We start from the raw sequence: 22,427 nt of genomic DNA, 5'->3' as shown, positions 1-22,427 counted from the left end.
CGGCTCGAGCATTGACGCCACCGACAGCGGCGTCTTTACTCGCCCGCAAAGGATGCGACCATGAACCATTTCAAAGCGATCCTGGCGCTTGCGGCCGCGCTTGCACTCTCCACCGCGGGCGCTTCGGCCGAGACCACGTACATCTTCTGGAAGGATCTGCGCCCGGCGACCCAGGCCATCGCCGAAGACGCCGGCTTGCCGATGATCGCGGCGAAACTGCCGGATCATGGCGAGACACTCTCGGTCGCCCTGCACGACAAGACCATACAATTAGCCGGCTATGCATTGCCGGTCGATCGCGACGGAGATCTCGTTTATCAGTTCCTGCTGGTGCCATGGACGGGTGCGTGCAGCCACATGCCGACGCCTCCGCCCAACCAGATCGTGCTGGTCACACCAGCCCGTCCCTACAAAATGTCCGAGGCCTACCAACCGGTTGCCGTCACCGGCGCCCTGAAGCCGGACATGGAGAAGAGCCAGCTGTTCATTCTCGACGGCGTCAGCGTCATCCAGTCCGGCTACACCGTGCGCAAGGCAGATGTCGTGGCCGTCGACACGGTTCCGGACTCCGTTGTGTTGCCGGTGAACTCGCCCTGGAGCTTCCTCAACAAGAAGAAGAATTGAACGGCGGGCTCAGGCCGCGTTCGCGCCCGACTCCTTGTCCAGCAGCATATAGTCGAGCGGGATTTCGGTCGTGTACTTGATCTGCTCCATGGCGAAGGACGACGACACGTCCCGGATCTCGATCTTGGCGATTAGCCGTTTGTAGAAGGCGTCGTAGGCGGCGATATCGGGCACCACGACGCGCAAGAGGTAATCGACGTCGCCACTCATGCGATAGAATTCGACCACCTCGGGAAATTCCTGGATGACCTCGGAAAACCGGCGCAGCCATTCATGGCTATGCGAATTGGTGCGGATCGACACGAAGACGGTGACCCGCACATTGACCTTCTCGTGGTCGAGAATGGCGACGCGCCGCTTGATGACGCCCTCCTCCTCCAGCTTCTGGATGCGCCGCCAGCACGGCGTGGTCGACAGGCCGACTTTCTTGGCGACATCGGCGACCGCGAGCGTCGCGTCCTCCTGCAGCAGGCGGAGAATTTTTCGGTCGAGGCGATCCATCGGAGGCTCCTGGTGGAATAGTTTCGCTATATTCCCTTTTATTTGGGCCATTCACAAGAAAAAAATTCTGCCGCTTGCGTCGAAAGCGAGTGTTTTCTTGCTCAATGCCTAACCGAGGCGATAGCGGATTTCCGAGCGCAGGAAAGGCAGCAAATCTATTTCAAACCACGGATTCTGCTTCAACCAGCCTGTGTTGCGCCAGGATGGATGTGGCAGCGGCAGCACTTTGGGGCCGACGGAATTCTCCCAGATGGCGCGCCAGTCCATCACCGTTTCCGTCAGCGAGGCGCGCCGCGCCGCGCCCATATGCCAGGTCTGCGCGTAGATGCCGATCGTCAGCACCAGGTCGATCCGCGGCATCAGCGCCATCAAGGGCGCGCGCCAGGCCGGGGCGCATTCGCGCCTCGGCGGCAGGTCGCCGCCCTTGGCGTCCTGTCCGGGAAAGCAGAAGCCCATCGGCACGATGGCGAATTTCTCGATGTCGTAGAATTCGTCGCTGGTCACATCGAGCCAAGTCCGCAAACGGTCGCCCGAAGCATCGGTGAAGGGCATGCCCGACAGATGCACCTTGGTTCCCGGTGCTTGGCTGGCGATCAGGATACGGGCGCTGGAAGAGGGTCGCAGCACCGGACGCGGCTCATGCGGCAGCGGCTTGCCGATGGGATTGTCCGCGCAGATGCGGCAAGCGCGGACCGTCGTGGCGAAGCTGTCCAGTTCCACGCTCAAGCAGCGGCACTCGGCCGGCTGGAGATTGCCTGATGCCAACGCGACACATTGGTGCATTCCTCCGGCACCTTGATGCGTGCCGGCTTCATGAAGTCGATCGCGATCAGCCCTGTGATGTCGGCAATGGAATAGCTGTCGCCGGCGACGAATTCACGGCTGCCGAGTTCAGCATCGAGCAGCATGAGAAACTCCACCGCCTTCGGCTTGTTGGCCTCACCCCATTCAGGGATCTGCGGAATTTCCCATTCCTTCATGGCGGGATGGATATGGCGGAAAGCCTGCGTGACGCTGCTGAGCAGGTTGAACTCCATCCGCCTCTGCCACATCTCGACCTGCGCCTTGCCAAGCGCGCCGTTTCCGAACAATGCCGGCTCGGGATGGAGTTCCTCGAAATAGCGGCAGATGGCGACGGATTCGGTGAGGATGGTGCCATCATCGAGTTCCAGCACCGGCAGGCGCCGCAGCGGGTTGCGCGAGCTTATTGGCGGCTGCTTGTGTTCCAGCGCGCCCATGTCAACGGGCACCAACGGAACCGCGATCCCCTTCTCGGCGAGAAAAACCCGAACCCGCCGAGGGTTGGGTGCCCGGCCGCCGTCGAACAGCTTCATTTCGATCCTCCTCTTCCTTCCGCCAGACACGCTTCACCAGAAGCGAAAGATCTCGCGCGCCGCGTCGCCGATCGACGCCAGTGTGCCATGTTTTCGCTCGACGACCTCGCCGTGGTGACTGTCGCGCCAGTCCTGTGGCAGGTCGAACGTGCCCGCCCAGATGCCAACCCTGGCCGCGCGGGCCGTCGCTTCCTCGCCTTCGAAAGCGCCGTAGGCAACGGCCCAGCCGGCCTCGACCTGGGCGCGGTTTAGGTCGGTGCCGCCGGCCTTGCAGTCGCCGAGCAACCGGCCATAGCGGTCGCGCTGCCAGCCGCTGCAGGTGACCGGCCTGCCTGCGATCAGCCGCACCAGCGACTGGCGCGCCAGCGTGCCACAGGCATAATCGGCGCCGTTCTTGTGGCAAGTCTGGGTGTATTCCGGGGCGTCGATGCCGCGCATGCGGATGCGCTCGGTGCCGAGCGTGATCGAATCGCCGTCATTGATGATGGCTATACCTTGCGTCTTGCGTGTCTCCACTCGATCGAGACGCGCCGCAAGCAGGATCAGCAGCCCCAGAATGATGACGGTCAGCCCGTAATCCAGCAGCTTTCGCCACGGACTTCTCGGGCGCGCTGCCGCGTACCTCGGGCGCGACCTTGGCGACCACGAACGGCTCATATGGCAAACGGTTGGTTAATCATTCGAACGTAGCTTAACACCTTGAAATCGCTGCGCGCATAAATTGAAGCTTTTGATGCCCTTGCAACGCTCGAACACGGCGGACAAGTTCATTGTGGACCGCAGGAAACGGCATCGCAACAGCGATGTCGCGCGCGCGGTGCGCAAGACGCGCGACCGTCTTTCGCAGCAGGCCGGCAATCTCGATTTCGACCGCGAGCTGCTGAAGCTCCATGCCCAGGCGATGACCAGCGGTGCCGTCGTCATCCCGATGCTCGTCCTGGCGATCGCCGCGGCCGGTCGTCTGGCCGGTGTCGGCAATGAGATCGGGCTCTGGGCGTTGTTTACGCTGACCTCTTATACGATCGTCGTTTTCATGGCGCGGCGCATCGAGCGCACGGAAGCTTCCGAACTTAACGCCTTGCAAACGCGAAGGGAATTCCTGGTCGGCCATTTCCTTTGTGGTCTGGGCTGGGCCTGGTTCGTCTGGCTGGGCTGCGGGGCCTGCGAGGTCGACCAGTTCCAGGCGGTCAAGGCGGTGGTGCTGCTGTTTGCCATGGCAGGGACGGCGCTCATGGCCTCGTCCCTGGGCGGAGCACTGCTGGCGACCTTCGCGGTTCCAGTGGCGCTCTACGCCTATGCCGCGACCAAGTCGTGGATGCCGGTCGAGGCCATCATGGCCGCGTTGCTTGTCCTGTCGCTGCCTTTCTTCGCCTATATTGCCAGTCACCTCAATCGCTTCTCCCTGCTGCTGTTGTCGTTCCGCTCCGAAAAGGACGCGCTGATCGCCGAAGTGGAGACGGCGAAGTCGATGTCGGACGAGGCGCGGCGGCGGGCTGAGGACGCCAACCTGGCAAAATCGCGTTTCCTCGCTTCGATGAGCCACGAATTGCGCACGCCGCTCAACGCCATTCTCGGCTTTTCCGAGGTGATGGCGAACGAAGTCCTCGGGCCGATGAGCAATCCCACCTATCGTGACTACGCCCACGACGTGCATGACTCAGGCCAGCATCTGCTCGACCTGATCAACGAGATCCTCGACCTATCGCGCATCGAGGCCGGCCGCTACCAGCTCAACGAGGAGCCGGTCATGTTGCTCAACATCGTCGAGGATTGCTGCCACATGATGGAGTTGAAGGCGCGCAACAAGGACATCCGCGTCATCCAGGATTTCGAACAGACATTGCCGCGGCTGTTCGCCGACGAGCGCGCCGTGCGCCAGATCACGCTCAACCTTCTGTCCAATGCCATCAAGTTCACCGCCACCGGCGGCGAAATCCGCGTCCGGGTCGGCTGGACGGCGGGCGGCGGACAATACATTTCGATCAAGGACAACGGTCCGGGCATTCCCGAAGACGAGATTCCGGTCGTGCTTTCAGCCTTCGGCCAGGGTTCGATCGCCATCAAGAGCGCCGAGCAAGGCACCGGGCTTGGCCTGCCGATCGTCCAAGGGCTGCTCGCCATGCATGGCGGCGAGTTCGAGCTTCATTCCAAGCTGCGCGAAGGCACCGAGGCGATCGCTATTTTCCCGCTGAGCCGGGTGATGGAAGAACTGCCGGCGCTGCCGACCGCGGCGGTGGCCGCGCGACGGCGGTAAGGACCCCGTAAACGCTGGTGCCGCGTGGTCAACCCCGCACAGCCGCCGCCATGCCCGAACTGGTCAGTGCCGCCGCCTTGACCAGCCCAGCCGCCAGAGCGGCTCCCGCCCCTTCGCTGTGGCCGATCCCCAGATCGAGCAGCGGACGCAGCCCGAGGTGCTCGGCCGCCCTTGCATGCGCGCACTCCGGCGACAGGCTGGCGAGAAGACAATGATCAAGGGCTGCGGGGTTCGCTGCATGCAGCACCGCCGCGGCTGCCGTTGCCGCGAATCCATCGAGCAGTACCGGTATCCGCTGCATCCGCGCGGCAAGGATTGCGCCGGCTATCGCCGCGAACTCGCGGCCGCCCACCCGGCGCAGCGCCTCAAGCGGATCTTCTAGATGGCGGCCGTGAAAGGCCAGCGCCGCATCGACCACCTCTGCCTTGCGAGCCCGCATCGCCGCGTCGGCGCCGGATCCCGGGCCAACCCAGTCGGCACCCCTGCCCCCCAAAAGCGCGGCGAGCAGGGCGGCGGCGACGGTGGAATTGCCAACGCCGAGATCGCCGAGGCAAAGCAGGTCGGTGCCGCCGGCAATCGCCTCCATGCCGAAGGCCATGGTGGCGGCGCAACCGCGCTCATCGAGCGCGGCGTCCTCGGTGATGTCGCCGGTCGGGATGTGCAGGGCAAGATCGAACACCTTCAGACCGAGGTCGTTGGCAATGCAGATATGGTTGATCGCCGCACCGCCGGCCGCGCAAAGCTCGACCGCGTTAGCGGTCGCCGCCACGGGCCTCGGCGAAATGCCTTGCCTGGCAACGCCATGGTTGCCGGCAAAGACAGCCATCAGGGGCCTGGTCACGGCAGGCGGAGCGCGACCGCTCCAGGCTGCGAGCCAGGCGGCGATGTCCTCGACGCGGCCAAGCGAATTCTCAGGCTTATCGGCCTTGGCAAACAGTGTGCGCACGCGCGCTTCAGCTTTGAGGTCGGCCAATGGCAGATTGCCGAGCAGGTCGCGGAAATCATCGAAAGGCAGTGCACTGGTCATGTCGCGAACAATCGTTCCTGGAGCAGAGGAGCGGAATAGCTGTCTTGCGTGACCGGCACAACCTCCTCGATCGTCCTTCCTGATTTGCCGCAAAGGCGGCCACGGAAGGCGCGATCGGGAGGGCTTGCATTGGCTTTGCCATTGCACCATGTGGAGGTGGAAGAGCGGATTCCGGACCGGGTCCACCGAGAGAAAGTCATGACGGCCATCGAATCTCCCTGCATCCTGGTCTGTTCGATCGATATGAAAACCGGCTTCTGCTTCGGTTGCGGCCGCACGCGCGAGGAGATCGGCGCCTGGATAGGGATGACGCCCGAGACGCGCCGCAGCGTGATGGCCGAACTGCCAGCCCGGCTCGAAACCGTCGAGCGCCGGCCGCGCCGGGAAACGCGCCGCACCCGCATGGCACGCGAACGCGACGCACTCTAGCGAGGGACGAGTGAGCAGCCGGCTGTTCTGGGTTGTGATGGCGGTGATCGGTGTAGGGGCAGCCCTGCTCATGCTCAACGATTCCGCCGGCAGCACGTTCGGCGTCGAGAATTACGATTTTGGCCGGCTGATCTGGCTTGGGGCTTTCGGCGCCCTTATCGGCGCCGGCTTGCTGCGGTCCGCTCCGCTGGGAGTAATGGCCCGCAATCTCGGCGCCTGGGCGGCTATCGTGCTCGCGCTGATCGCCGGCTATCAATATCGCTACGAGCTGCAGGACGTCGCCAGCCGGGTGACCGCCGGCCTCGTTCCCGGCAGCCCGCTGGCGCTCGGTGTCGAAGACGGCCACGCCACCGTGACCTTGGACAAGGCCGACAATGGCCATTTCGAAGCGCGCATCCTGGTCAACGGCAACCCGGTTCGCGCCGTTGTCGACACCGGCGCCACCAGCACGGTTCTGACTTCGGAGGACGCCCAGGCCGCAGGCTTCAATCCCGCGGCGCTCAACTACACGATACCGGTTTCGACCGCCAATGGCATGGCGCGCGCCGCGGCGGTCAAAACCGACGAACTGGCGATCGGCGGCATCGTGCGCAAGGATATGCCGGTGATGATCGCCGCTCCCGGCATGCTGAGCCAAAGCCTGCTCGGCATGAACTTCATCGGTTCGCTGTCGGGCTTCGACGTGCGCGGCGACCGGATGATCCTCAGGGACTGAGCTCAGGCCGCTTCGGCGGTCGCTCCACCGAGTTCGACAGCCGCGAAAGCCGTCTTCAGCATATCCGCCCCGGCCCCGGGTCGGGTCGCGTCGGTGGACAGGATCTGACGGTAGCGGCGCGCGCCGGGCAGCCCGTGAAACAGCCCGACCATATGGCGGGTAACATGGCCGAGCCGGCCGCCCTGTTCGATATGGTGCGCCGCATAGTCCGCCATCGCATCGATCAGTGCCGCGAAATCGAACGCTTCCGACCGCGCACCGTAGAAGGCGGCGTCAACACCGGCCAGAATGCCTGGTGTGTGGTACGCGGCGCGGCCGAGCATGGCTCCGTCGACATGATCGAGATGCAGCCGCGCCTCGCCAAGAGACTGAATACCGCCATTGATGCCAATGAATTTGTTTTGTTTTCCAGCCTTCAACCGATAAACCCTGTTATAGTCGAGCGGCGGGATGTCGCGATTTTCCTTGGGGCTCAGCCCTTCCAGCCACGCCTTGCGAGCATGCACCCACAAGGCATCGGCGCCGGCATCGAAAACCCCATTCGCCAGCGCATCGAGCGCCGGCTCCGGATCCTGTTCGTCGACGCCGATGCGGCACTTGACCGTGACTGGCACCGTCACCGCCGCCTTCATCGCCGCGACGCAGGTTGCGACGAGGTCGGGTACTTTCATCAAGCAGGCGCCGAACGTGCCCGACTGGACGCGGTCGGACGGGCAGCCGACATTGAGATTGATCTCGTCATAACCGAAGGCTTCGCCAACGCGCGCCGCTTCAGCAAGTTTTGCCGGATCGGAGCCGCCAAGTTGCAGGGCGACGGGATGTTCCACCTCATCGAAGCCAAGCAGCCGCTCGCGCGCGCCGTGGATGACCGCGTCGGCCACAACCATTTCGGTATAAAGCAGCGCATGTGTCGTCAGCTGGCGATGGAAGAACCGGCAATGCCGGTCCGTCCAGTCCATCATGGGTGCGATAGCCAGTCTATATTGTTGACTTTTCAGCATTTTCTTTAACATTCAAAACGCTAGACCCTGCCGAGTGCACACGAATTTACGCCAAGTCGATCATGGTGAGACGCTGACAAAGTCCCGTATAGCGCGCCTGAAGCCCTTCGGCGAATTCATCGACCTTCATATCGACGACATGTGCGATGTAGGCAAGTCCCTCTCCGATCTGTGTCGTAAGCACATGAGTTGTCCGGATTAGGTAGCAGATGAGTTGTCCGGGTTTATCGCCCGCCAAAAGAGGCTTGGGATGACACGGACAGCATGGCTGAGCACCAGCCTCCAAATCCAACTGCACGAATTTTTCCAAAGCAGGAACATAGAAGCATTGTGCGAGTTAGGCACGGACGCCTGCTCGCATTCCACGATCTGCCAGGGTTCTCTTTGATGTTCGAACGAATGCCCAAGACAATGTATCGCTGTCAGCTTTTCGTATCTGCCTTTGGTTTGTTGTTGCTGATGGGCGACCTGCTCCACGATGACAGGGCCATGGCGCAGCAGGCTTGTCCGGCCGATCACGATAGGCTGCTTACAGTCCTCAAAGCCAATGTGAAGGCAAGCGGCGGACCAGCGAATGGCGGCTTTGAAACCAACGAATGGGGCGCGATCGTTGCCCGCGATGGCACTGTCTGCGCGATTGCGTTCAGCGGCCCCGCAGTCGATTCGCAATGGCCGGGCAGTCGGCTCATCGCAGCGGAGAAAGCCAACACCGCCAACGGTCTCAGCCTGGCTCAAATGGCCCTGTCGACGGCCAATCTCTACGCCGGCGTGCAACCGGGTGGGCCGCTGTTCGGGCTGCAGGCGACCAACCCCGTCAACCAAACCGCGGCTTATGCGGGCGATCCCAAAACCTTCGGCAGCGCCAACGATCCGTTGGTCGGCAAGCCTATCGGCGGCGTCGTCGTGTTTGGCGGGGGCTTGGCCCTTTACGACGGCAAAACGATCGTCGGCGCGCTTGGCGTCAGTGGCGATTCCTCTTGCGCCGACCACAATGTCGCCTGGCGCGTTCGCGCGGCTCTCGGCCTCGACAAGGTCCCGGCAGGCGTCAATCCCAACCGCAAGGATGCCATCATCTATGATCTCGATCCCGGCGGAAAAAGCGCCTCCGGCTGGGGTCACCCGCTATGCTCGGGCACCGAGGCCGACATCGCAGCGGAAATCGGTTCAGGCGTCGGAGGCGCGACACCGAAATGAAGCAAGCAGCGCGGTGTGCAACACCCTGCGTTGACGCGGTACGCACGAACCGCCCGGCGGCAGCTAGAAAACGTCTCCAGAGCTTCCTTGCGGGGTTGCTGCTGGCTTGCACTCCTCTGCTGACGGGCGCTTCCGAAGCTCCGCCACCGTCAGCGATCTCGCCGCCGGCTTCCGCCGCACCGCGCGACGATGGGCAATGGACGATGCCGGCCAAGAACTACGCGTCGACCCGCTACAGTGAGCTCACGGAAATCAACGAAGGCAATGTCAAGAACCTGCAGGTGGCCTTCACCTTCTCCACCGGGGTCAACAAAGGCCAGGAAGCGGCGCCGCTGGTCGTCGGCGGCACTATGTACATCGTGACCCCCTTCCCCAACATGGTCTACGCGCTCGACCTCACCAAGCCAGGCGCGCCGATGAAATGGAAGTTCGAACCCAATCCCGAACCCGCGGCGCAAGGGGTTGCCTGTTGCGACGTCGTGAATCGCGGCGCGGCTTTCGCGGACGGGCGCATCTTCTTCAACACACTGGACGGTCACACCATCGCACTCGATGCGAACACCGGCCAGCCGATCTGGAACTCCCATATCGGCAACATCAACATAGGCGAGACCATCACCATGGCGCCGTTGGTAGTGAAAGGCAAAGTGCTGGTCGGCAATTCAGGCGGCGAGATGGGCGTCCGCGGCTGGGTCAAGGCGCTTGACGCCGGCGACGGTCATGTCGTCTGGACGGCCTACGGCACCGGACCGGACAAGGACGTGCTAATCGGCCCCGATTTCAAGCCGCATTACGACATGGACAAGGGCAAGGACCTTGGCGTCACGACATGGCCGCCGGAAGCCTGGAAAATCGGCGGCGGCAACATGTGGGGCTGGATTTCCTACGACCCGGATCTCAACCTGATCTTCCACGGCACCGGCAACCCCGGACCGTGGAACCCGGATCTGCGGCCCGGCGACAACAAATGGACGTCAGGGATTTTCGCCCGCGACCCCGATACCGGAGCGGCGAAATGGTTCTACCAGTGGAGCCCGCATGACCTTCATGACTATGACGGGATCAACGAGCAGGTCCTGCTCGACATGAACTGGCAGGGCAAGCCGCGCAAGGTGCTGGTCCGGCCCGAGCGCAACGGCTATCTCTACATTCTCGACCGGACCACCGGCGAAGTGCTGTCCGCGAAGCCCTACGGCCCCGTCAATTCCAGCAAGGGTGTCGACCTCGACAGCGGCCGTCTGATCGAGAACCCGGACAAGAAGACCGGTACCGGCAAGGTCGTCCGCGACATCTGCCCGACCGCATCGGGGCTCAAGGACTGGCAGCCTTCCGCCTTTTCGCCGAAGACCGGGCTGCTCTACATCCCGCATAACAATCTGTGCATGGACGAAGAAGGCGTCGAGGTGAACTACATCGCCGGCACGCCCTATGTCGGCATGAACGTGCGCATGATCCCCGGGCCTGGTGGGAACCGGGGCGCCTTCACCGCTTGGGATATCGCCGCGGAGAAGCCCGCCTGGAGCCTCAAGGAGAACTTCCCGGTGTGGAGCGGCGCGGTCGTGACCGCCGGCGATGTCGTCTTCTACGGAACCATGGAGGGTTGGTTCAAGGCGGTCAGCGCCAAAACCGGCGAGCTGCTTTGGCAATTCAAGACGTCGTCCGGCATCATCGGCCAGCCCATCACATATCGCGGCCCCGACGGACACCAATATGTGGCGATCCTGTCGGGTGTAGGCGGCTGGGCCGGCGCCATCGTGTCCGGCGATCTCGATCCGCGCGACGCCACCGCTGCCCTCGGTTTCGTCAACGCGATGAAGGATCTCAAGGACGCGACAACGGCGGGAGGCACGCTCTATGTGTTCCGGCTCCCCTGAGGCACTCGAGCGGCCCTCGCGCCAGGTGCGAAAGGCGCTCCAGCGGATGGCAACCGGCATGGCCGCCCTCGCCTTGCTGCTCTTGCCGGCGACAGCGAATGTGCGTGAACTGAGGGTCTGCGCCGACCCGAACAACATGCCCTTCTCCAACGCCGCCGGTCAGGGCTTCGAGAACAGGATCGCTGAGATCGTGGCCGCCGATCTCGGCGCCAAACTGACCTACACTTGGTGGGCACAGCGCCGGGGCTTCGTGCGCAACACGCTGAAGGCCGGCCTTTGCGATCTCGTGCCCGGCACGCCGGCCAATCTCGAAATGCTGCGCACCACCACCCCCTATTATCGGTCGTCCTATGTTTTCGTCACCCGCCAGGACGGTCCGGATGTGGCATCCTTCAACGATCCGCGGCTGCGCGCCATGCGGATCGGCGTGCAACTCATCGGCGACGACGGGGCCAATTCGCCTCCCGTCCAGGCGCTCGGCCGCCGCGGCATCGTCGGGCATCTCGTCGGCTATCCCGTCTATGGCGACTACTCCGCACCCAACCCTCCGGCGCGTATCGTCGAAGCAGTGGCGACCGGAGACATCGATCTTGCCGTCGTCTGGGGCCCGCTCGCCGGCTACTTCGCCGCCAAGCAGAAAGTGCCTCTCCGCGTCACGCCCGTCACGCCTCGCATCGACGGGCCGCAATTGCCCATGATCTACGACATCTCGATGGGCGTTCGGCGCGAGGACGATGCGCTGCGTGGCGATGTGAACAGCGCGCTGGCCAGGCACAAGGCCGAGATCGACGCATTGCTGTCGCAATATGGCGTGCCGCGCCTCGATGGCCCGGGGAGCCCAGTGCGATGAAGCACGGTGTCGCCATGCTCTTGTTTACGGCCCTAGCGCTTACGGCATGCCAGCGCGAGGAGCGTGACACGCGCCCGCAATCCTCGCTCGGATCGGGTGAGCAGCCGGCGCCTGTGACCACATTGGAACCCGGTGGACAGCGGCCTTCGGCCAGCGACAACAAGGCAGCCAGCTTCGAGGCCAATGCCTTCCACCTCAGCGAGGGCAAGCGCCTGTTCAGCTGGTTCAACTGTTCGGGCTGTCATGCCAATGGCGGCGGCGGCATGGGGCCGGCCTTGATGGACCAGAAATGGCTTTACGGCAGTTCGATCGAAAGCATCCACGCCACCATCCGCGATGGGCGGCCAAAAGGCATGCCGAGCTTCCGCGACAAGATACCCGATGACCAGATTTGGGAGCTTGCCGCCTTCGTTCGCTCGCTGAGTGGCAACGCACCCTCGTCCGCCGCGCCGCAACGCAATGACGACATGATGCCGCATCCGTCGGAAAACCGCATGCCAGATGCAGCCACGCTGGGGAAATCACCGTGAAGCGCCTTGCGTCGACCGGGTTCGGCACGGCCTGCGTCTTGTTTCTGCAGGGATGCGCGGGATGGCAATCAGCGCTCGACCCGAAAGGGCCAGCTGCCAGTGAGCTGGCATGGCTCATCTGGTTTTTCACCGCGCTTTGCGCGGTGATCTGGGTCCTGGTGATGATCGCTCTTGCCACACCGTTGATGATGCGGTCGCGGGACGGCGCCGAGCCGCTCGTGCTCGACGCCGGCGCCGACCATCGAAAGTTGCGCGTTGTCGTGATCGCCGTCGGGCTGACCGCAGTGATCGTGGTCGGACTGACCTTGCTGAGCTTCTTCGCCAACAGGACACTTGCGGCGATCGGCTCCGACGCCGCGCTCACCATTCGCGTCACGGGCCACCAATGGTGGTGGGAAGTCCGCTACGAAGACGCCACGCCGAGCCGCATCCTGACCACGGCGAACGAGATCCACATCCCCGCCGGGGAGCCCGTACGGCTTCTGCTGACATCGACGGACGTGATCCATTCCTTCTGGGTGCCGAGCCTTTCCGGCAAGCTCGACCTCATCCCCGGCCATATCAATGTGCTCGACATCAAGGCCGACAAGCCTGGCGTATATCGCGGCCAGTGCGCCGAGTTCTGCGGTGCGCAGCATGCGAACATGGGTACCTTCATCATCGCTGAGCCGAAGGAAAAGTTCGACGCTTGGTGGAACGACCAGTTGCAGCCGTCTGGCCCTCCGGCGAGCGACGAGGCCAAGGCTGGCGAGGACCTGTTCCTCAAGCGTCCCTGCGTGATGTGCCACAGGATCGGGGGCACTCCAGCGGGAGGAACCGTCGCGCCGGATCTGACGCATATTGCCAGCCGGCGCACGCTCGCCGCCGGCACGTTGACGATGAGCCGAGGCAATATCGCTGCCTGGATAGCGGACCCCCAAGGCGTGAAGCCCGGTTCCCACATGCCTGTGGTGGAGCTCAACGGCGACGAACTCAACGCCATCGTCGCCTACCTCGAGGGTCTGAAATGAGCAGCGCGGATCTGATCAGCGAACGCGACCTGCCGCCGAAACGCGAGACCGCCACCAAGGGCGACCTGGCTCCCGAGCATGACGGACCGCGCGATACTGGCATGGACGATGCCAGCCTGCACCACTGGCTCACGCGGGCATGGCGCACGCCGCCCGGCATCATCGGAGCATTGTCGGCCGTCGACCACAAGGTCATCGCAAGGCGCTATCTGATCACGGCCTTCATCTTCCTGTGCCTTGGCGGGCTGAACGCGGTCGCCATGCGAATCCAACTCTCCGGGCCGCAGCGCGGGCTGATCGGGCCGGACCTCTACAACCAGCTGTTCACGATGCATGGCGTCACCATGATGTTCCTGTTCGCTGTGCCCATCGTTCAGGCAACGGGAATCTATCTGGTGCCGCTGATGGTCGGCACCCGTAACATCGCCTTCCCGCGGCTCAATGCATTCGGCTACTGGATCTACGTCTCGGGCGGGGCCTTTGCCTGGATCTCATTCCTCCTCAACATGGCGCCGGACGTCGGCTGGTTCGCCTATGTGCCCCTATCCGGACCGGAATTCTCTCCTGGCAAGCGCGCTGACGTCTGGGCGCAAATGATCACCTATACCGAAGTGTCGTCGCTTGCGGTCGCCGTCGCCACCATCGTCACCGTGTTCAAGCAACGCGCGCCCGGCATGTCGCTGGACAAGATGCCGCTTTATGTGTGGGCACTGCTGGTCACTTCCTTCGTCGTCGTCTTCGCGATGCCGGCGGTCATGATCACCTCGACCTTCCTCATTCTCGACCGGCTTGTCGGAACCCACATTTTCAACCCCGCGGAGGGCGGCGACGCCCTGCTGTTTCAGCATCTGTTCTGGTTCTTCGGTCATCCCGAGGTCTACATCATCTTCCTGCCGGCGACGGGCATGGTCTCCTCCATCATTCCCGCTTTTGCCCGGCGACCGACGTTCGGCCATTTAGGGCTGGTCCTGTCGCTGATCGCGGTGGGTTTCCTGTCGTTCGGCCTCTGGGTGCATCATATGTTTGCAACAGGATTGCCGAAGCTCGGGGCGAGCTTCTTCACGGCGTCCAGCATGCTGATCGCCATCCCCAATGGCGTGCAGATCTTCTGCTGGCTGGCGACCTTGTGGGATGGCAGACCGGTGATCCGCACGCCGCTGCTGTTCGTCTTCGGCTTCTTCTTCATCTTCGTCATCGGCGGGCTAACCGGCGTCATGCTCGCCTCGGTGCCGCTCGACCTTCAGGTGCACGACACCTACTTCGTCGTCGCCCACTTCCACTATGTCCTGATCGGCGGATCGGTATTCCCGCTGCTGGGCGCGGCCTATTTTTGGTTCCCCAAGATCACCGGGCGCATGATGAGCGAACGTCTCGGACGCTGGCATTTCGGGCTGGCCTTCATCGGCTTCAACGCGGCCTTCTTCCCGATGCATCTCGTGGGCCTGTGGGGCATGCCGCGCAGGGTCTATACCTATCCGGCGGAGCTTGGCTGGGGCAACGTCAACCTGTTCATCAGCGCCGGCGCGGTGCTGTTCTTCCTGAGTTTCGTGCTGTTCACCTTCAACCTGATACATGGCGCATTGAAAGGGGCTCCGGCCGGCGATAACCCCTGGGATGCCGGCACCCTGGAATGGGCCACGTCGTCCCCGCCTCCAAGTTACAATTTCTCGCGCATTCCGATCGTGACGAATGTCGAGCCGCTGTGGGCCGAACGAGAGGCACTTCCCGTCGCAACTGGACTCCGCGTCGATGTCCGCGAGTTGCTCATCTCGACGGTGGCGGAGGCCTACCCCGACATCCGCGAGAAATCGGCGACGCCGTCGATCTGGCCGCTGCTGGCGGCGATCGCCGTGGGCGGCACGTTCCTCTACTCGATCTTTACGCCGTGGGCGATCGTCTGGGGCGCCATGCCGATCGCGCTCACGCTGCTCGGCTGGTTCTGGCCCAAGGGCGATCCGGAGGACGAGGAATGAACCAGCGGCCCGTCACCGACCTTTCCGCCCTCCCTACGTTTGGCCATGGTCCGCGCAGCCCAACCTGGTGGGGCACGCTCGGCTTCATGGCATTGGAAGGGACGGGCTTCGCGCTGGCGGCCGGCGCCTATCTCTATCTGGCGATGTCATGGCCCAACTGGCGTCTGAGCGCCCCGGAACCTAACCATTGGCCGGGAACGATCGTCACTCTGTTGCTGATCGCCAGCCTGGTGCCAAACCACATCCTCAATCGCTACGCCGAGCATTGCGCAATGGTACCGGTGCGGATCGGCATGGTCGTGATGTCGCTGTTCGGTGTCGCCCCGCTCGTGGTGCGCTGGTTCGAGTTCCCGGCATTGAATATCTTTTGGGACACAAACGCCTACGGCTCGATGCTTTGGGTGTTGCTTGGACTGCACACCACGCATCTGATCACCGACGTGGGCGACACGATCGTGCTGACGGTGCTGATGTTCACACGCCATGGGTATAGCGGCCGGCGCTTCGGCGATGTGGGCGACAACGTCTTCTACTGGGATTTCGTGGTGCTCACCTGGATCCCGATCTACCTGCTCATCTACTGGGTACCGAGGCTAGGCTGATGCGCGCGCTGCGGTTGGGAATGTCCTGGGGTGGTCTTCTGTCGGGGCCTTTGGCTTGGGCAATCTCGACGCAGCTGAACTACGCGCTTGTTCCGTGGCAGTGCAATCGCCAGGTTCCGGTCGTGCTTCCGATCGCATTGCTGCTGGCCTTCCTTTCACTTCTCGGCGGCATGCTTTCTTGGCGGGCACGGCGGCAAGGGGGCGCGGCTTTCAAGCCGGAGCGCACGCGCGGCACCGAGCAATTCGTCGCCGATCTCGGCATTCTTGCGGCTTTGCTTTTTGCCCTCGTCATCGTCATGCAGGGCAGCGCCGCACTCATTCTCGACGAGTGCCTGCGATGAGCTTCGAGGCCTTCTTCTCAACCTCGATCTGCTATGGCGCCGGCGCGCCCGAAGCGGGATGGACGCTTGCGTTTCCCATCACGCTCCCTTTGGCCGCAATCGCGCTCATCTATGCGCTCGGAGCGAGCCGGCTATGGCGCCGCAGCAGCCGGGGCCGCTCCGAGCGGACGCGGCAAGTTCTGTTGTTCACCGCCGGCTGGGGCGTGCTGACCGGAGCGCTGGTCAGCCCGATCCATGCGCTTGGCGAACGGGTGTTTGCCGCCCACATGATCGAGCATGAACTGCTGATGGCGGTAGCGGCGCCACTCCTTGTCGCCGCCTGCCCCGGCGCAGCCCTGATATGGGCATTGCCGACCGGACTTCGCCGAGGGACGGGAAGGCTCACGCACGGCAGGACTCTTCATGCGATATGGACCGTTGCCAGCCGCCCCCTCAACGCAACCGCCATCCACGGCATCGCGATCTGGATCTGGCACGTTCCCGTCCTGTTCGAGGCAGCGCTTCAGCAGGGCGTGCTGCACTATGCCCAGCATGCGAGCTTCCTCGGCACAGCCCTGCTGTTCTGGTGGGGGATTTTGCCGCGTTCCGGCCGCCAGCAGGCCTATGGCAGCGCGGTCATGCATCTCTTCTTCACGTCACTGCACACCGGTCTGCTCGGCGTGCTGCTGCTGTTGTCACCCAGACTCTGGTACCCGCAGAATGCCGCCGACGCGGCGCTCTGGGGTCTAACCCCGATCGAGGACCAGCAGCTCGCCGGACTGGTGATGTGGGTTCCGGCTGGCCTGATCTATGGCGGAGCCGCCTTGCTGCTTGCCGGCCTTTGGATAAGTAAGAGCGGAATCAGGGAGGCAAGCCATGCGCTCCGGCCTGGCTAGGATGGTGGGCGGCGCGCTCGCCGCGATCCTGCTGCTGACCGCGGCAGTCGCCGCAGCGACCTTGTGGTCCGACCGGCGCGATCGTGTTCGCCACGAATCGGACATGGCGACCGGCGGCTTGGAAGCGCGCGCCATTCCGATCATGATCGCGAACGGCTGCTCTGGATGCCATACGATCCCCGGCGTGCCGGGGGCACAAGGCCAGGTTGGTCCGCGCCTCGATTCCAGCCTTGCCGACCGGGTCTTTATCGCCGGCGTGCTGGCGAACAATCCGGAGAACCTGATCCGCTGGATACGAGCGGCCAGGGAGATCAATCCGCACACGGCCATGCCATCGACGGGGATCACAGAGCAGCAGGCGCGTGATATCGCTGCCTACCTCTACGCCCTGAAATGATCAGCCCTCGCCGCCGCCCCGGGACCACAGGCCGCGGCCGGGGTCGTAGCCGACCACTGCCGCCAGGAAAAACACGACGAGGCAGGCGAGAACGATTTAGGGCGGAAACGAGATCGAAGCGTAGATAGAGCGTGAAGCGTATCAGTTCGACCGCCGAACTGAACGGCCCTCGAGCGACAGCGCCTTCATGGACCGATCACCACCGACTTCACCACCTCCTCATTCTCCAGATCGATGAACGAGATGTCGCCGGAATTGCCCTTAGCGCTGACCAGGCGCTTCTGGTCATCGGACAGCGCCAAGTGCCACGGCCGCTGGCCGACGAGATAGAGGCGGCGCACCGCCAGCGTCTTGGCATCCACTTCGGCCACCCGGTTGGCCGAACCGAGCGCGACATAGGCAGTGGCGCCGTCGCGTGCCATTTCGATGTCGACCTGGACGCCCTCGCTGCGGATGCCGGGGACCTCGAACTCGACCTTGCCGGTCTCTGCACGAGACGTGGTGTCGAGGCGGTCACCGTCCCGGGACCAACAGAAGCAGCAGAATCGAGAGCGCCAGTTTCATTGATGGAGAGGTTGGGCGAGAATAGGAGTTCATTGACGACCTGAGGATCGGCCACGTCGATCTTCGCCTGCGGGCCGTCAACTGGCGACGGAAGAACCGGCAATACCGATCCGTCCAATCCATAGCGAATTTTGCTTCCAGCATGTTTGATTTTAGTTGCTCTCTGCCGAGGCTGGTCAGTGTTGATCACCGAACAGCTTGGAAAGCCTGTAATCTACTGCATTCTCTTTGTATTTCAAACACTTGGCGGGCGAGCATTGCCGCGATTCACGGCTGTTCGATGCTCGTTTGAATCGGTTTAGATTCATATTAGTTTCAAAAATGCAATAGGCATATTGAATTATCCACAAATTGGAGTAGCTTTTTAGCTATTGCTAATAAAAGGAGGACGGCATGCACATCCGTGCGTGCCAAGGGAGGGGGGTCATCATCATGGCCTATTTGTTGCCTGATAGCATCCGCCGGCTGCGGATGATCCACGCGCGCAGGACACGTCCGCGCGGGAACGCCTGACCGGGGCATGAGCGAAGGGCTTGGAACGCCCTCGACGCCCTACCCCCGATCCATTCCACCACTCCACTTTCTTTAACGAGGACGCGTAGCGCCGGCCGTACCGGCGGATGCGCGCCCATGCGGCTGGTTGTCGGCGTTGGGGCCGATTTGGGCCTGCCGCAATAACCAGGGAGAATTCCGATGGCACTCGACATCCTCGCCCAAGACATCATCATCGACGAAACGACCGGCCTTCAGCAGCCCAGTGAAATAGACCCGACCGGCAACAGCAATGGCACGTTGCTATATCTCCTCAGCCGCGACGGAGCGGGGGGGCTGGCCTCACCGCAGGTCGCCTTCCAGTCCAACTTCGTGGTGGCCTCGGCGAGCGCGGGGGAAACCATCGACTCAGTCGTTCTTACGCAGAACGCCTCCGGAACCCCGTTTTCCACCACCGTCGGTGTGAACAGCGGCATTCAGACGGCCGACGGCAATTATGTCTGGCTATTCCAAGCCGTGGGGCACCCAAATGTAGTGATCGGCGTCATTGGGACCTCTAGTCTGGTCATCGCGCCAGACGCGAACGGCCCGCTCGCCTTCTCGTTCGGGCTGGATGGCACCGGCGCGAGTGCGGACCTCTACCTGGTTCAGTATGTGCCGTTGCTCCATCTGAACCCGGCCGACCCAGACGACCGCATCGATCTGACCGGCAAGGTGTTCGCATCGGTCTCGGGAACCACCGTCGTCAATTTCAGCCAACTTGGCGATGCCCCTCCCGGACACAACAAATGGTACATTCTCGACGCCGATGCGGCGAGCTCACAGAAGATTCTCGTCACTGCTCACGACAATGGCGTGCAAGCCGAAGTCAACATCAGCACGCAAGGCCTGGGTGTCTCATCCCAGGACGTGCGCTTTGGCCGCGAGCTACAGATTGACCTCATCAATGGTGGCACCCAGAGCGCGGGCAAGAACTTCACCAACTCGCCGCTCGCGCCAGACTACGGCAGCCACATCGAAACTGTCATCAGCGCCGGTTTTTCGGTCTCGCAGTCCACACCTACCAATACCAAGGCCGATATCGAGATCCACGCCTACAACAATAACGACAACGCGGAAGGCGCCGCGTTGCCCGGCGATGACAATGATGCAGAGATAAATATCTCCGCGGTGACCTTCAAACTGAACGGCGTCACAACCACGGCCGCAGCCCTGGGCATCACCATTAATGACAGCGGCCCTGGACTGATCCTTCATGATGTCGGCGAGGGCGTGACGGTCGATTTCACTGCAGACGCTACCTTTGACCGCTTCACCATCAAGAACATCGATACGCAGAAAGATTATTTCGATGTGAAGGAAGTTCACTTTGGTGGACAATCAACCAACGCCTACACCGAACAAGTCGGCTCCTTTATCAACTTCGACGACGACGGCCCGGCGGCCAGTTTGATCGAGGAAACGGCCACGCTGCTGCAGGACGAGACATCCGGTGTCGACCTCAACTCCGATGACCAGCCGCTCGGCTCCCTGCCCGCCGCCTTCGTGGCGCTTGGCTCGGCTATTGGCTGGGCGTCCAGCGCTTCCGCCGCTGTCACGCCTAACTCGAACTTCGGCGCGGACGCACCTGGCACAGAGACGCTGTCGCTTGGCGTCAGCGGGCCAAACGCTGACTCCGGCTTTGATTCGCTTGATGGCCATAATATCCTGCTTAATGTCGAGAATGGCCTCGTGATAGGCCGGGTTGATGTCGGCAATGACGGCAGCGTCGCCAGCGACCCGATCGCGCTCGCTATCTCGATCGACCAGAACGGCATTCTCAGCATCGCGCAGTACTTGGCGATTGCCCACTCGAATCCCGGCGACGCGGACGACGTGCAGACAATGCTCGACAGCGCGCTGGTCGCCAAGCTCCATGCCGTCGACAGCGACGGAGACAGCAGCGACACCAGCGTCGCCATCGGCGATAAGGTACAGATCAGGGATGACGGCCCGAGCGTCACGGGGGACGGCACCAAGCCGACGATCACGGTTGACGAGTCCAGCCTGGGCGACAAAAGCGGCGATTTCTCTGCCGCCTTCCAGTCGAATGCCGGTGCAGATGGTGGTGACATCAGCTATGCGCTCGGAATAAATCTGGTCACGAACGACAGCGGCCTGATCGATACCTTAAGCGGCCAGTCCGTCCTGCTTTTCGTCGAAAGCGGCGCCGTGGTCGGTCGTGCCGGCTCAGCCGGTGGCGCCGTCGTGTTCACGGTTAGCGTGGATATTGACGGTAACGTCACACTCGATCAGGAGCGCGCCATCATTCATTCGCCGGACACCGGGCCGGATCAGCAAACAACATTGACGTCCGATGATCTCATCACGTTGACGGCAACCATCACGGATGGCGACGGCGATCAGGATTCTGACACCGTCAACATCGGCACGAGTCTCATCTTCAAGGACGATGCTCCGACGATCACCGTGCCGTTCGACGGCGACCAGACCGGCACTGCCGGCACCCCCGAGACTCTGGCCAATACGACCAGCGCATCAGCCATAGGAGCCTTTGGCTACGACGTTGGCGCGGATGCTCATCCGGCTGCCTTCTACACGGGTGGCGGTTCGGACTTTGTCGACCAGGACAGCGTGCTCTCCGGCATCCAGCTCAGCCTTGGTGGTAACCTCACCGGCCTTGCACCAGGCGCGACTCCGTTCATCAGCTCGTTCGCGACGCTCCAGTCGGAAGACGCCCATCAGGCATCGTTCAACTGGCAAATCACTTACGACAGCGACCCCAACTCGGCCGCCGACCCCCCGGCAACGGCGGGCGGCACCCTTGTCTTCGACAAAGATAATGACACCTACACCATCAACTTGAACGACGCGGTGGAGGGCTTCACCAAAGACATTCTTCACACCAGTGAGCTTCTATCCAAGGAGCCTACGGGCAATACCGGCCACCCGAATATCGTGGTGGAGAAGCTCTTCGAGGCGGACAGTACACCGGAGACGACCGACCGTGACTTCTTCGTGCAGTTCACGGCGAACTCGACCACCAACACCATTAAGTTCGGGCTTAACACGACCGGCGACAGTGACGGGGTCGGCGCGACACCTACCGACACCCAGTGGAACCCCGGCGACCTGGTCACAAACAGCCACGAGGATTGGGTGTCTGCCACACAGAGTACGAACGGGGTTGCTGGTGACACCATCCAGAAGGGCGAATTGCTGACGCTGCGGTTCTTCGACCACAGTCCCGGCATCGCCACCGAGGACACCATTCCCACCCAGGCGGCCAGCGACATGGCGATCAAGTTCGACGGCATCGGCAGCAGCGAGGACCTGATGGTCATTCTTCAACTGGTCAGCAGCACCGACAGTTCGGTGCACACCTCCAAGGCGGTCTACATCTCCAACGCCGATATCTACAAGACTGGGCAGGTGCCTGCCGCCTACGCGGCGGACTTCCCGCTCGATAACAACGACGGCCTCGTGATCATCGAAAAGAACGACTACAACGCTGCCGGCGAGAACTGGGTGATCCAAGGTGCCCAGATCATGCAATCCGGCAACGGGATCACAGGCGACAACACTGCGATCGACCTGCAACGGGCGATTGGCTCTGGTGGTGGTAGCTCCCAGAACACACTGGTGAACTGGGACGCGACCGACAACGATGTGCTGAAGATCGTCGACCTCGGCTTCACCTCGACCCAGACCACGACACCGGACGCGCACCTCGACTTCGGCGTCCAAGTGGCGGACGCGGACGGCGACATGACCAACGTGCAGTTCATCCACGTCGACATCGCCTGACGGTCAACTACGGGGGCAGCAGCTGCTGCTGCC

23 protein-coding genes are annotated in these 22,427 nt (G+C 62.7%); 15 read left to right on the top strand and 8 right to left on the bottom strand.

The window, feature by feature from the left end:
- The first annotated feature begins 60 nt into the window (after positions 1-60).
- Positions 61-624: a DUF3299 domain-containing protein gene (locus MESAU_RS19945; RefSeq protein ID WP_015317850.1), complete on the top strand. Its 564-nt coding sequence runs from the start codon at positions 61-63 to the stop codon at positions 622-624.
- 9 nt (positions 625-633) lie between these two features.
- Here the strand turns inward: MESAU_RS19945 and MESAU_RS19940 are convergent, their stop codons facing one another.
- The 4 genes from MESAU_RS19940 to MESAU_RS19925 all read right to left on the bottom strand — a co-directional run bounded on the left by MESAU_RS19940 (position 634) and on the right by MESAU_RS19925 (position 3,116).
- Positions 634-1,125: an Lrp/AsnC family transcriptional regulator gene (locus MESAU_RS19940; protein WP_015317849.1), complete on the bottom strand. Its 492-nt coding sequence runs from the start codon at positions 1,123-1,125 to the stop codon at positions 634-636.
- A gap of 108 nt (positions 1,126-1,233) precedes the next feature.
- Positions 1,234-1,908 carry a uracil-DNA glycosylase family protein gene (locus tag MESAU_RS19935; RefSeq protein WP_015317848.1) on the bottom strand — a complete coding sequence of 225 codons (675 nt, stop codon included), beginning with the start codon at positions 1,906-1,908 and terminating at the stop codon, positions 1,234-1,236.
- Positions 1,848-2,459: a glutathione S-transferase gene (locus MESAU_RS19930; protein WP_015317847.1), complete on the bottom strand. Its 612-nt coding sequence runs from the start codon at positions 2,457-2,459 to the stop codon at positions 1,848-1,850. Before MESAU_RS19930 ends, MESAU_RS19935 begins: the two co-directional genes overlap by 61 nt.
- Before the next feature lie 33 nt (positions 2,460-2,492).
- Positions 2,493-3,116 carry a thermonuclease family protein gene (locus MESAU_RS19925; protein ID WP_015317846.1) on the bottom strand — a complete coding sequence of 208 codons (624 nt, stop codon included), beginning with the start codon at positions 3,114-3,116 and terminating at the stop codon, positions 2,493-2,495.
- A gap of 76 nt (positions 3,117-3,192) precedes the next feature.
- Between MESAU_RS19925 and MESAU_RS19920 the strand changes: the two genes are divergently transcribed.
- Positions 3,193-4,713, top strand: a complete 1,521-nt coding sequence (locus MESAU_RS19920) for a sensor histidine kinase (RefSeq protein WP_015317845.1) — start codon at positions 3,193-3,195, stop codon at positions 4,711-4,713.
- A 28-nt stretch (positions 4,714-4,741) separates the two neighbouring features.
- On the opposite strand, the gene MESAU_RS19915 is transcribed toward MESAU_RS19920, so the two are convergent.
- The gene (locus MESAU_RS19915) at positions 4,742-5,740 is read right to left on the bottom strand and encodes a nicotinate-nucleotide--dimethylbenzimidazole phosphoribosyltransferase (RefSeq protein ID WP_015317844.1); all 999 of its coding nucleotides are present in this window, start codon (positions 5,738-5,740) and stop codon (positions 4,742-4,744) included.
- Positions 5,741-5,938: 198 nt separating this feature from the next.
- Between MESAU_RS19915 and MESAU_RS19910 the strand changes: the two genes are divergently transcribed.
- Positions 5,939-6,169 carry a DUF1289 domain-containing protein gene (locus tag MESAU_RS19910; protein WP_041163452.1) on the top strand — a complete coding sequence of 77 codons (231 nt, stop codon included), beginning with the start codon at positions 5,939-5,941 and terminating at the stop codon, positions 6,167-6,169.
- Between the two features lie 10 nt (positions 6,170-6,179).
- Positions 6,180-6,884, top strand: a complete 705-nt coding sequence (locus MESAU_RS19905) for a TIGR02281 family clan AA aspartic protease (protein ID WP_015317842.1) — start codon at positions 6,180-6,182, stop codon at positions 6,882-6,884.
- Positions 6,885-6,886: 2 nt separating this feature from the next.
- Here the strand turns inward: MESAU_RS19905 and dusA are convergent, their stop codons facing one another.
- Positions 6,887-7,885: a tRNA dihydrouridine(20/20a) synthase DusA gene (gene dusA / locus MESAU_RS19900; RefSeq protein ID WP_015317841.1), complete on the bottom strand. Its 999-nt coding sequence runs from the start codon at positions 7,883-7,885 to the stop codon at positions 6,887-6,889.
- A gap of 46 nt (positions 7,886-7,931) precedes the next feature.
- Complete coding sequence (locus MESAU_RS31270; protein ID WP_157163660.1) at positions 7,932-8,069, bottom strand: hypothetical protein; 138 nt, start codon at positions 8,067-8,069, stop codon at positions 7,932-7,934.
- A gap of 275 nt (positions 8,070-8,344) precedes the next feature.
- Here MESAU_RS31270 and MESAU_RS19890 point away from each other — a divergent pair, with 275 nt between their 5' ends.
- Genes MESAU_RS19890 through MESAU_RS19845 form a run of 10 tightly spaced genes read left to right on the top strand, consistent with a single transcriptional unit; the run spans position 8,345 to position 17,531 of the window.
- Positions 8,345-9,079, top strand: a complete 735-nt coding sequence (locus tag MESAU_RS19890; protein ID WP_224712988.1) for a heme-binding protein — start codon at positions 8,345-8,347, stop codon at positions 9,077-9,079.
- Positions 9,076-10,953, top strand: coding sequence for a methanol/ethanol family PQQ-dependent dehydrogenase (locus tag MESAU_RS19885; protein ID WP_015317839.1), 1,878 nt, complete (start codon positions 9,076-9,078; stop codon positions 10,951-10,953). Before MESAU_RS19890 ends, MESAU_RS19885 begins: the two co-directional genes overlap by 4 nt.
- Positions 10,934-11,803 carry a substrate-binding domain-containing protein gene (locus tag MESAU_RS19880; protein WP_015317838.1) on the top strand — a complete coding sequence of 290 codons (870 nt, stop codon included), beginning with the start codon at positions 10,934-10,936 and terminating at the stop codon, positions 11,801-11,803. Before MESAU_RS19885 ends, MESAU_RS19880 begins: the two co-directional genes overlap by 20 nt.
- Positions 11,800-12,333: a c-type cytochrome gene (locus tag MESAU_RS19875; RefSeq protein ID WP_015317837.1), complete on the top strand. Its 534-nt coding sequence runs from the start codon at positions 11,800-11,802 to the stop codon at positions 12,331-12,333. The genes MESAU_RS19880 and MESAU_RS19875 overlap by 4 nt, the downstream gene beginning before the upstream one ends.
- Positions 12,330-13,343, top strand: a complete 1,014-nt coding sequence (gene coxB, locus MESAU_RS19870) for a cytochrome c oxidase subunit II (protein WP_015317836.1) — start codon at positions 12,330-12,332, stop codon at positions 13,341-13,343. The genes MESAU_RS19875 and coxB overlap by 4 nt, the downstream gene beginning before the upstream one ends.
- Positions 13,340-15,316 carry a cytochrome c oxidase subunit I gene (gene ctaD, locus MESAU_RS19865; protein WP_015317835.1) on the top strand — a complete coding sequence of 659 codons (1,977 nt, stop codon included), beginning with the start codon at positions 13,340-13,342 and terminating at the stop codon, positions 15,314-15,316. Before coxB ends, ctaD begins: the two co-directional genes overlap by 4 nt.
- Positions 15,313-15,918, top strand: coding sequence for a cytochrome c oxidase subunit 3 (locus tag MESAU_RS19860; protein ID WP_015317834.1), 606 nt, complete (start codon positions 15,313-15,315; stop codon positions 15,916-15,918). The genes ctaD and MESAU_RS19860 overlap by 4 nt, the downstream gene beginning before the upstream one ends.
- Positions 15,918-16,259, top strand: a complete 342-nt coding sequence (locus MESAU_RS19855; protein WP_015317833.1) for a hypothetical protein — start codon at positions 15,918-15,920, stop codon at positions 16,257-16,259. The genes MESAU_RS19860 and MESAU_RS19855 overlap by 1 nt, the downstream gene beginning before the upstream one ends.
- A complete protein-coding gene (locus tag MESAU_RS19850) occupies positions 16,256-17,134 on the top strand; it encodes a cytochrome c oxidase assembly protein (protein WP_015317832.1) in 879 nt (292 codons plus the stop codon). Before MESAU_RS19855 ends, MESAU_RS19850 begins: the two co-directional genes overlap by 4 nt.
- Positions 17,115-17,531 (top strand): c-type cytochrome, encoded by a 417-nt coding sequence (locus MESAU_RS19845; RefSeq protein ID WP_015317831.1) that lies wholly within the window; start codon positions 17,115-17,117, stop codon positions 17,529-17,531. Before MESAU_RS19850 ends, MESAU_RS19845 begins: the two co-directional genes overlap by 20 nt.
- A gap of 185 nt (positions 17,532-17,716) precedes the next feature.
- Here the strand turns inward: MESAU_RS19845 and MESAU_RS19840 are convergent, their stop codons facing one another.
- Positions 17,717-17,953, bottom strand: coding sequence for a beta-propeller fold lactonase family protein (locus MESAU_RS19840; RefSeq protein ID WP_041163447.1), 237 nt, complete (start codon positions 17,951-17,953; stop codon positions 17,717-17,719).
- 835 nt (positions 17,954-18,788) lie between these two features.
- Here MESAU_RS19840 and MESAU_RS19835 point away from each other — a divergent pair.
- Positions 18,789-22,394, top strand: coding sequence for a DUF5801 repeats-in-toxin domain-containing protein (locus MESAU_RS19835; protein ID WP_015317829.1), 3,606 nt, complete (start codon positions 18,789-18,791; stop codon positions 22,392-22,394).
- Positions 22,395-22,427: the final 33 nt, after the last annotated feature.

The sequence above is a fragment of the Mesorhizobium australicum WSM2073 genome, assembly GCF_000230995.2.
GTDB lineage: Bacteria > Pseudomonadota > Alphaproteobacteria > Rhizobiales > Rhizobiaceae > Mesorhizobium > Mesorhizobium australicum.
This window is presented reverse-complemented; position numbering and strand designations above follow the sequence as displayed.

What these genes read in the sequence shown, in the direction of transcription:
- MESAU_RS19945 (WP_015317850.1), top strand. Translation starts at nt 61, where the DNA reads ATGAACCATTTCAAAGCGATCCTGGCGCTTGCGGCCGCGCTTGCACTC.
- MESAU_RS19940 (WP_015317849.1), bottom strand. Translation starts at nt 1,125, where the DNA reads ATGGATCGCCTCGACCGAAAAATTCTCCGCCTGCTGCAGGAGGACGCG.
- MESAU_RS19935 (WP_015317848.1), bottom strand. Translation starts at nt 1,908, where the DNA reads ATGCACCAATGTGTCGCGTTGGCATCAGGCAATCTCCAGCCGGCCGAG.
- MESAU_RS19930 (WP_015317847.1), bottom strand. Translation starts at nt 2,459, where the DNA reads ATGAAGCTGTTCGACGGCGGCCGGGCACCCAACCCTCGGCGGGTTCGG.
- MESAU_RS19925 (WP_015317846.1), bottom strand. Translation starts at nt 3,116, where the DNA reads ATGAGCCGTTCGTGGTCGCCAAGGTCGCGCCCGAGGTACGCGGCAGCG.
- MESAU_RS19920 (WP_015317845.1), top strand. Translation starts at nt 3,193, where the DNA reads ATGCCCTTGCAACGCTCGAACACGGCGGACAAGTTCATTGTGGACCGC.
- MESAU_RS19915 (WP_015317844.1), bottom strand. Translation starts at nt 5,740, where the DNA reads ATGACCAGTGCACTGCCTTTCGATGATTTCCGCGACCTGCTCGGCAAT.
- MESAU_RS19910 (WP_041163452.1), top strand. Translation starts at nt 5,939, where the DNA reads ATGACGGCCATCGAATCTCCCTGCATCCTGGTCTGTTCGATCGATATG.
- dusA (WP_015317841.1), bottom strand. Translation starts at nt 7,885, where the DNA reads ATGCTGAAAAGTCAACAATATAGACTGGCTATCGCACCCATGATGGAC.
- MESAU_RS19890 (WP_224712988.1), top strand. Translation starts at nt 8,345, where the DNA reads ATGGGCGACCTGCTCCACGATGACAGGGCCATGGCGCAGCAGGCTTGT.
- MESAU_RS19885 (WP_015317839.1), top strand. Translation starts at nt 9,076, where the DNA reads ATGAAGCAAGCAGCGCGGTGTGCAACACCCTGCGTTGACGCGGTACGC.
- MESAU_RS19880 (WP_015317838.1), top strand. Translation starts at nt 10,934, where the DNA reads ATGTGTTCCGGCTCCCCTGAGGCACTCGAGCGGCCCTCGCGCCAGGTG.
- MESAU_RS19875 (WP_015317837.1), top strand. Translation starts at nt 11,800, where the DNA reads ATGAAGCACGGTGTCGCCATGCTCTTGTTTACGGCCCTAGCGCTTACG.
- ctaD (WP_015317835.1), top strand. Translation starts at nt 13,340, where the DNA reads ATGAGCAGCGCGGATCTGATCAGCGAACGCGACCTGCCGCCGAAACGC.
- MESAU_RS19860 (WP_015317834.1), top strand. Translation starts at nt 15,313, where the DNA reads ATGAACCAGCGGCCCGTCACCGACCTTTCCGCCCTCCCTACGTTTGGC.
- MESAU_RS19855 (WP_015317833.1), top strand. Translation starts at nt 15,918, where the DNA reads ATGCGCGCGCTGCGGTTGGGAATGTCCTGGGGTGGTCTTCTGTCGGGG.
- MESAU_RS19850 (WP_015317832.1), top strand. Translation starts at nt 16,256, where the DNA reads ATGAGCTTCGAGGCCTTCTTCTCAACCTCGATCTGCTATGGCGCCGGC.
- MESAU_RS19845 (WP_015317831.1), top strand. Translation starts at nt 17,115, where the DNA reads ATGCGCTCCGGCCTGGCTAGGATGGTGGGCGGCGCGCTCGCCGCGATC.
- MESAU_RS19840 (WP_041163447.1), bottom strand. Translation starts at nt 17,953, where the DNA reads ATGGCACGCGACGGCGCCACTGCCTATGTCGCGCTCGGTTCGGCCAAC.
- MESAU_RS19835 (WP_015317829.1), top strand. Translation starts at nt 18,789, where the DNA reads ATGGCACTCGACATCCTCGCCCAAGACATCATCATCGACGAAACGACC.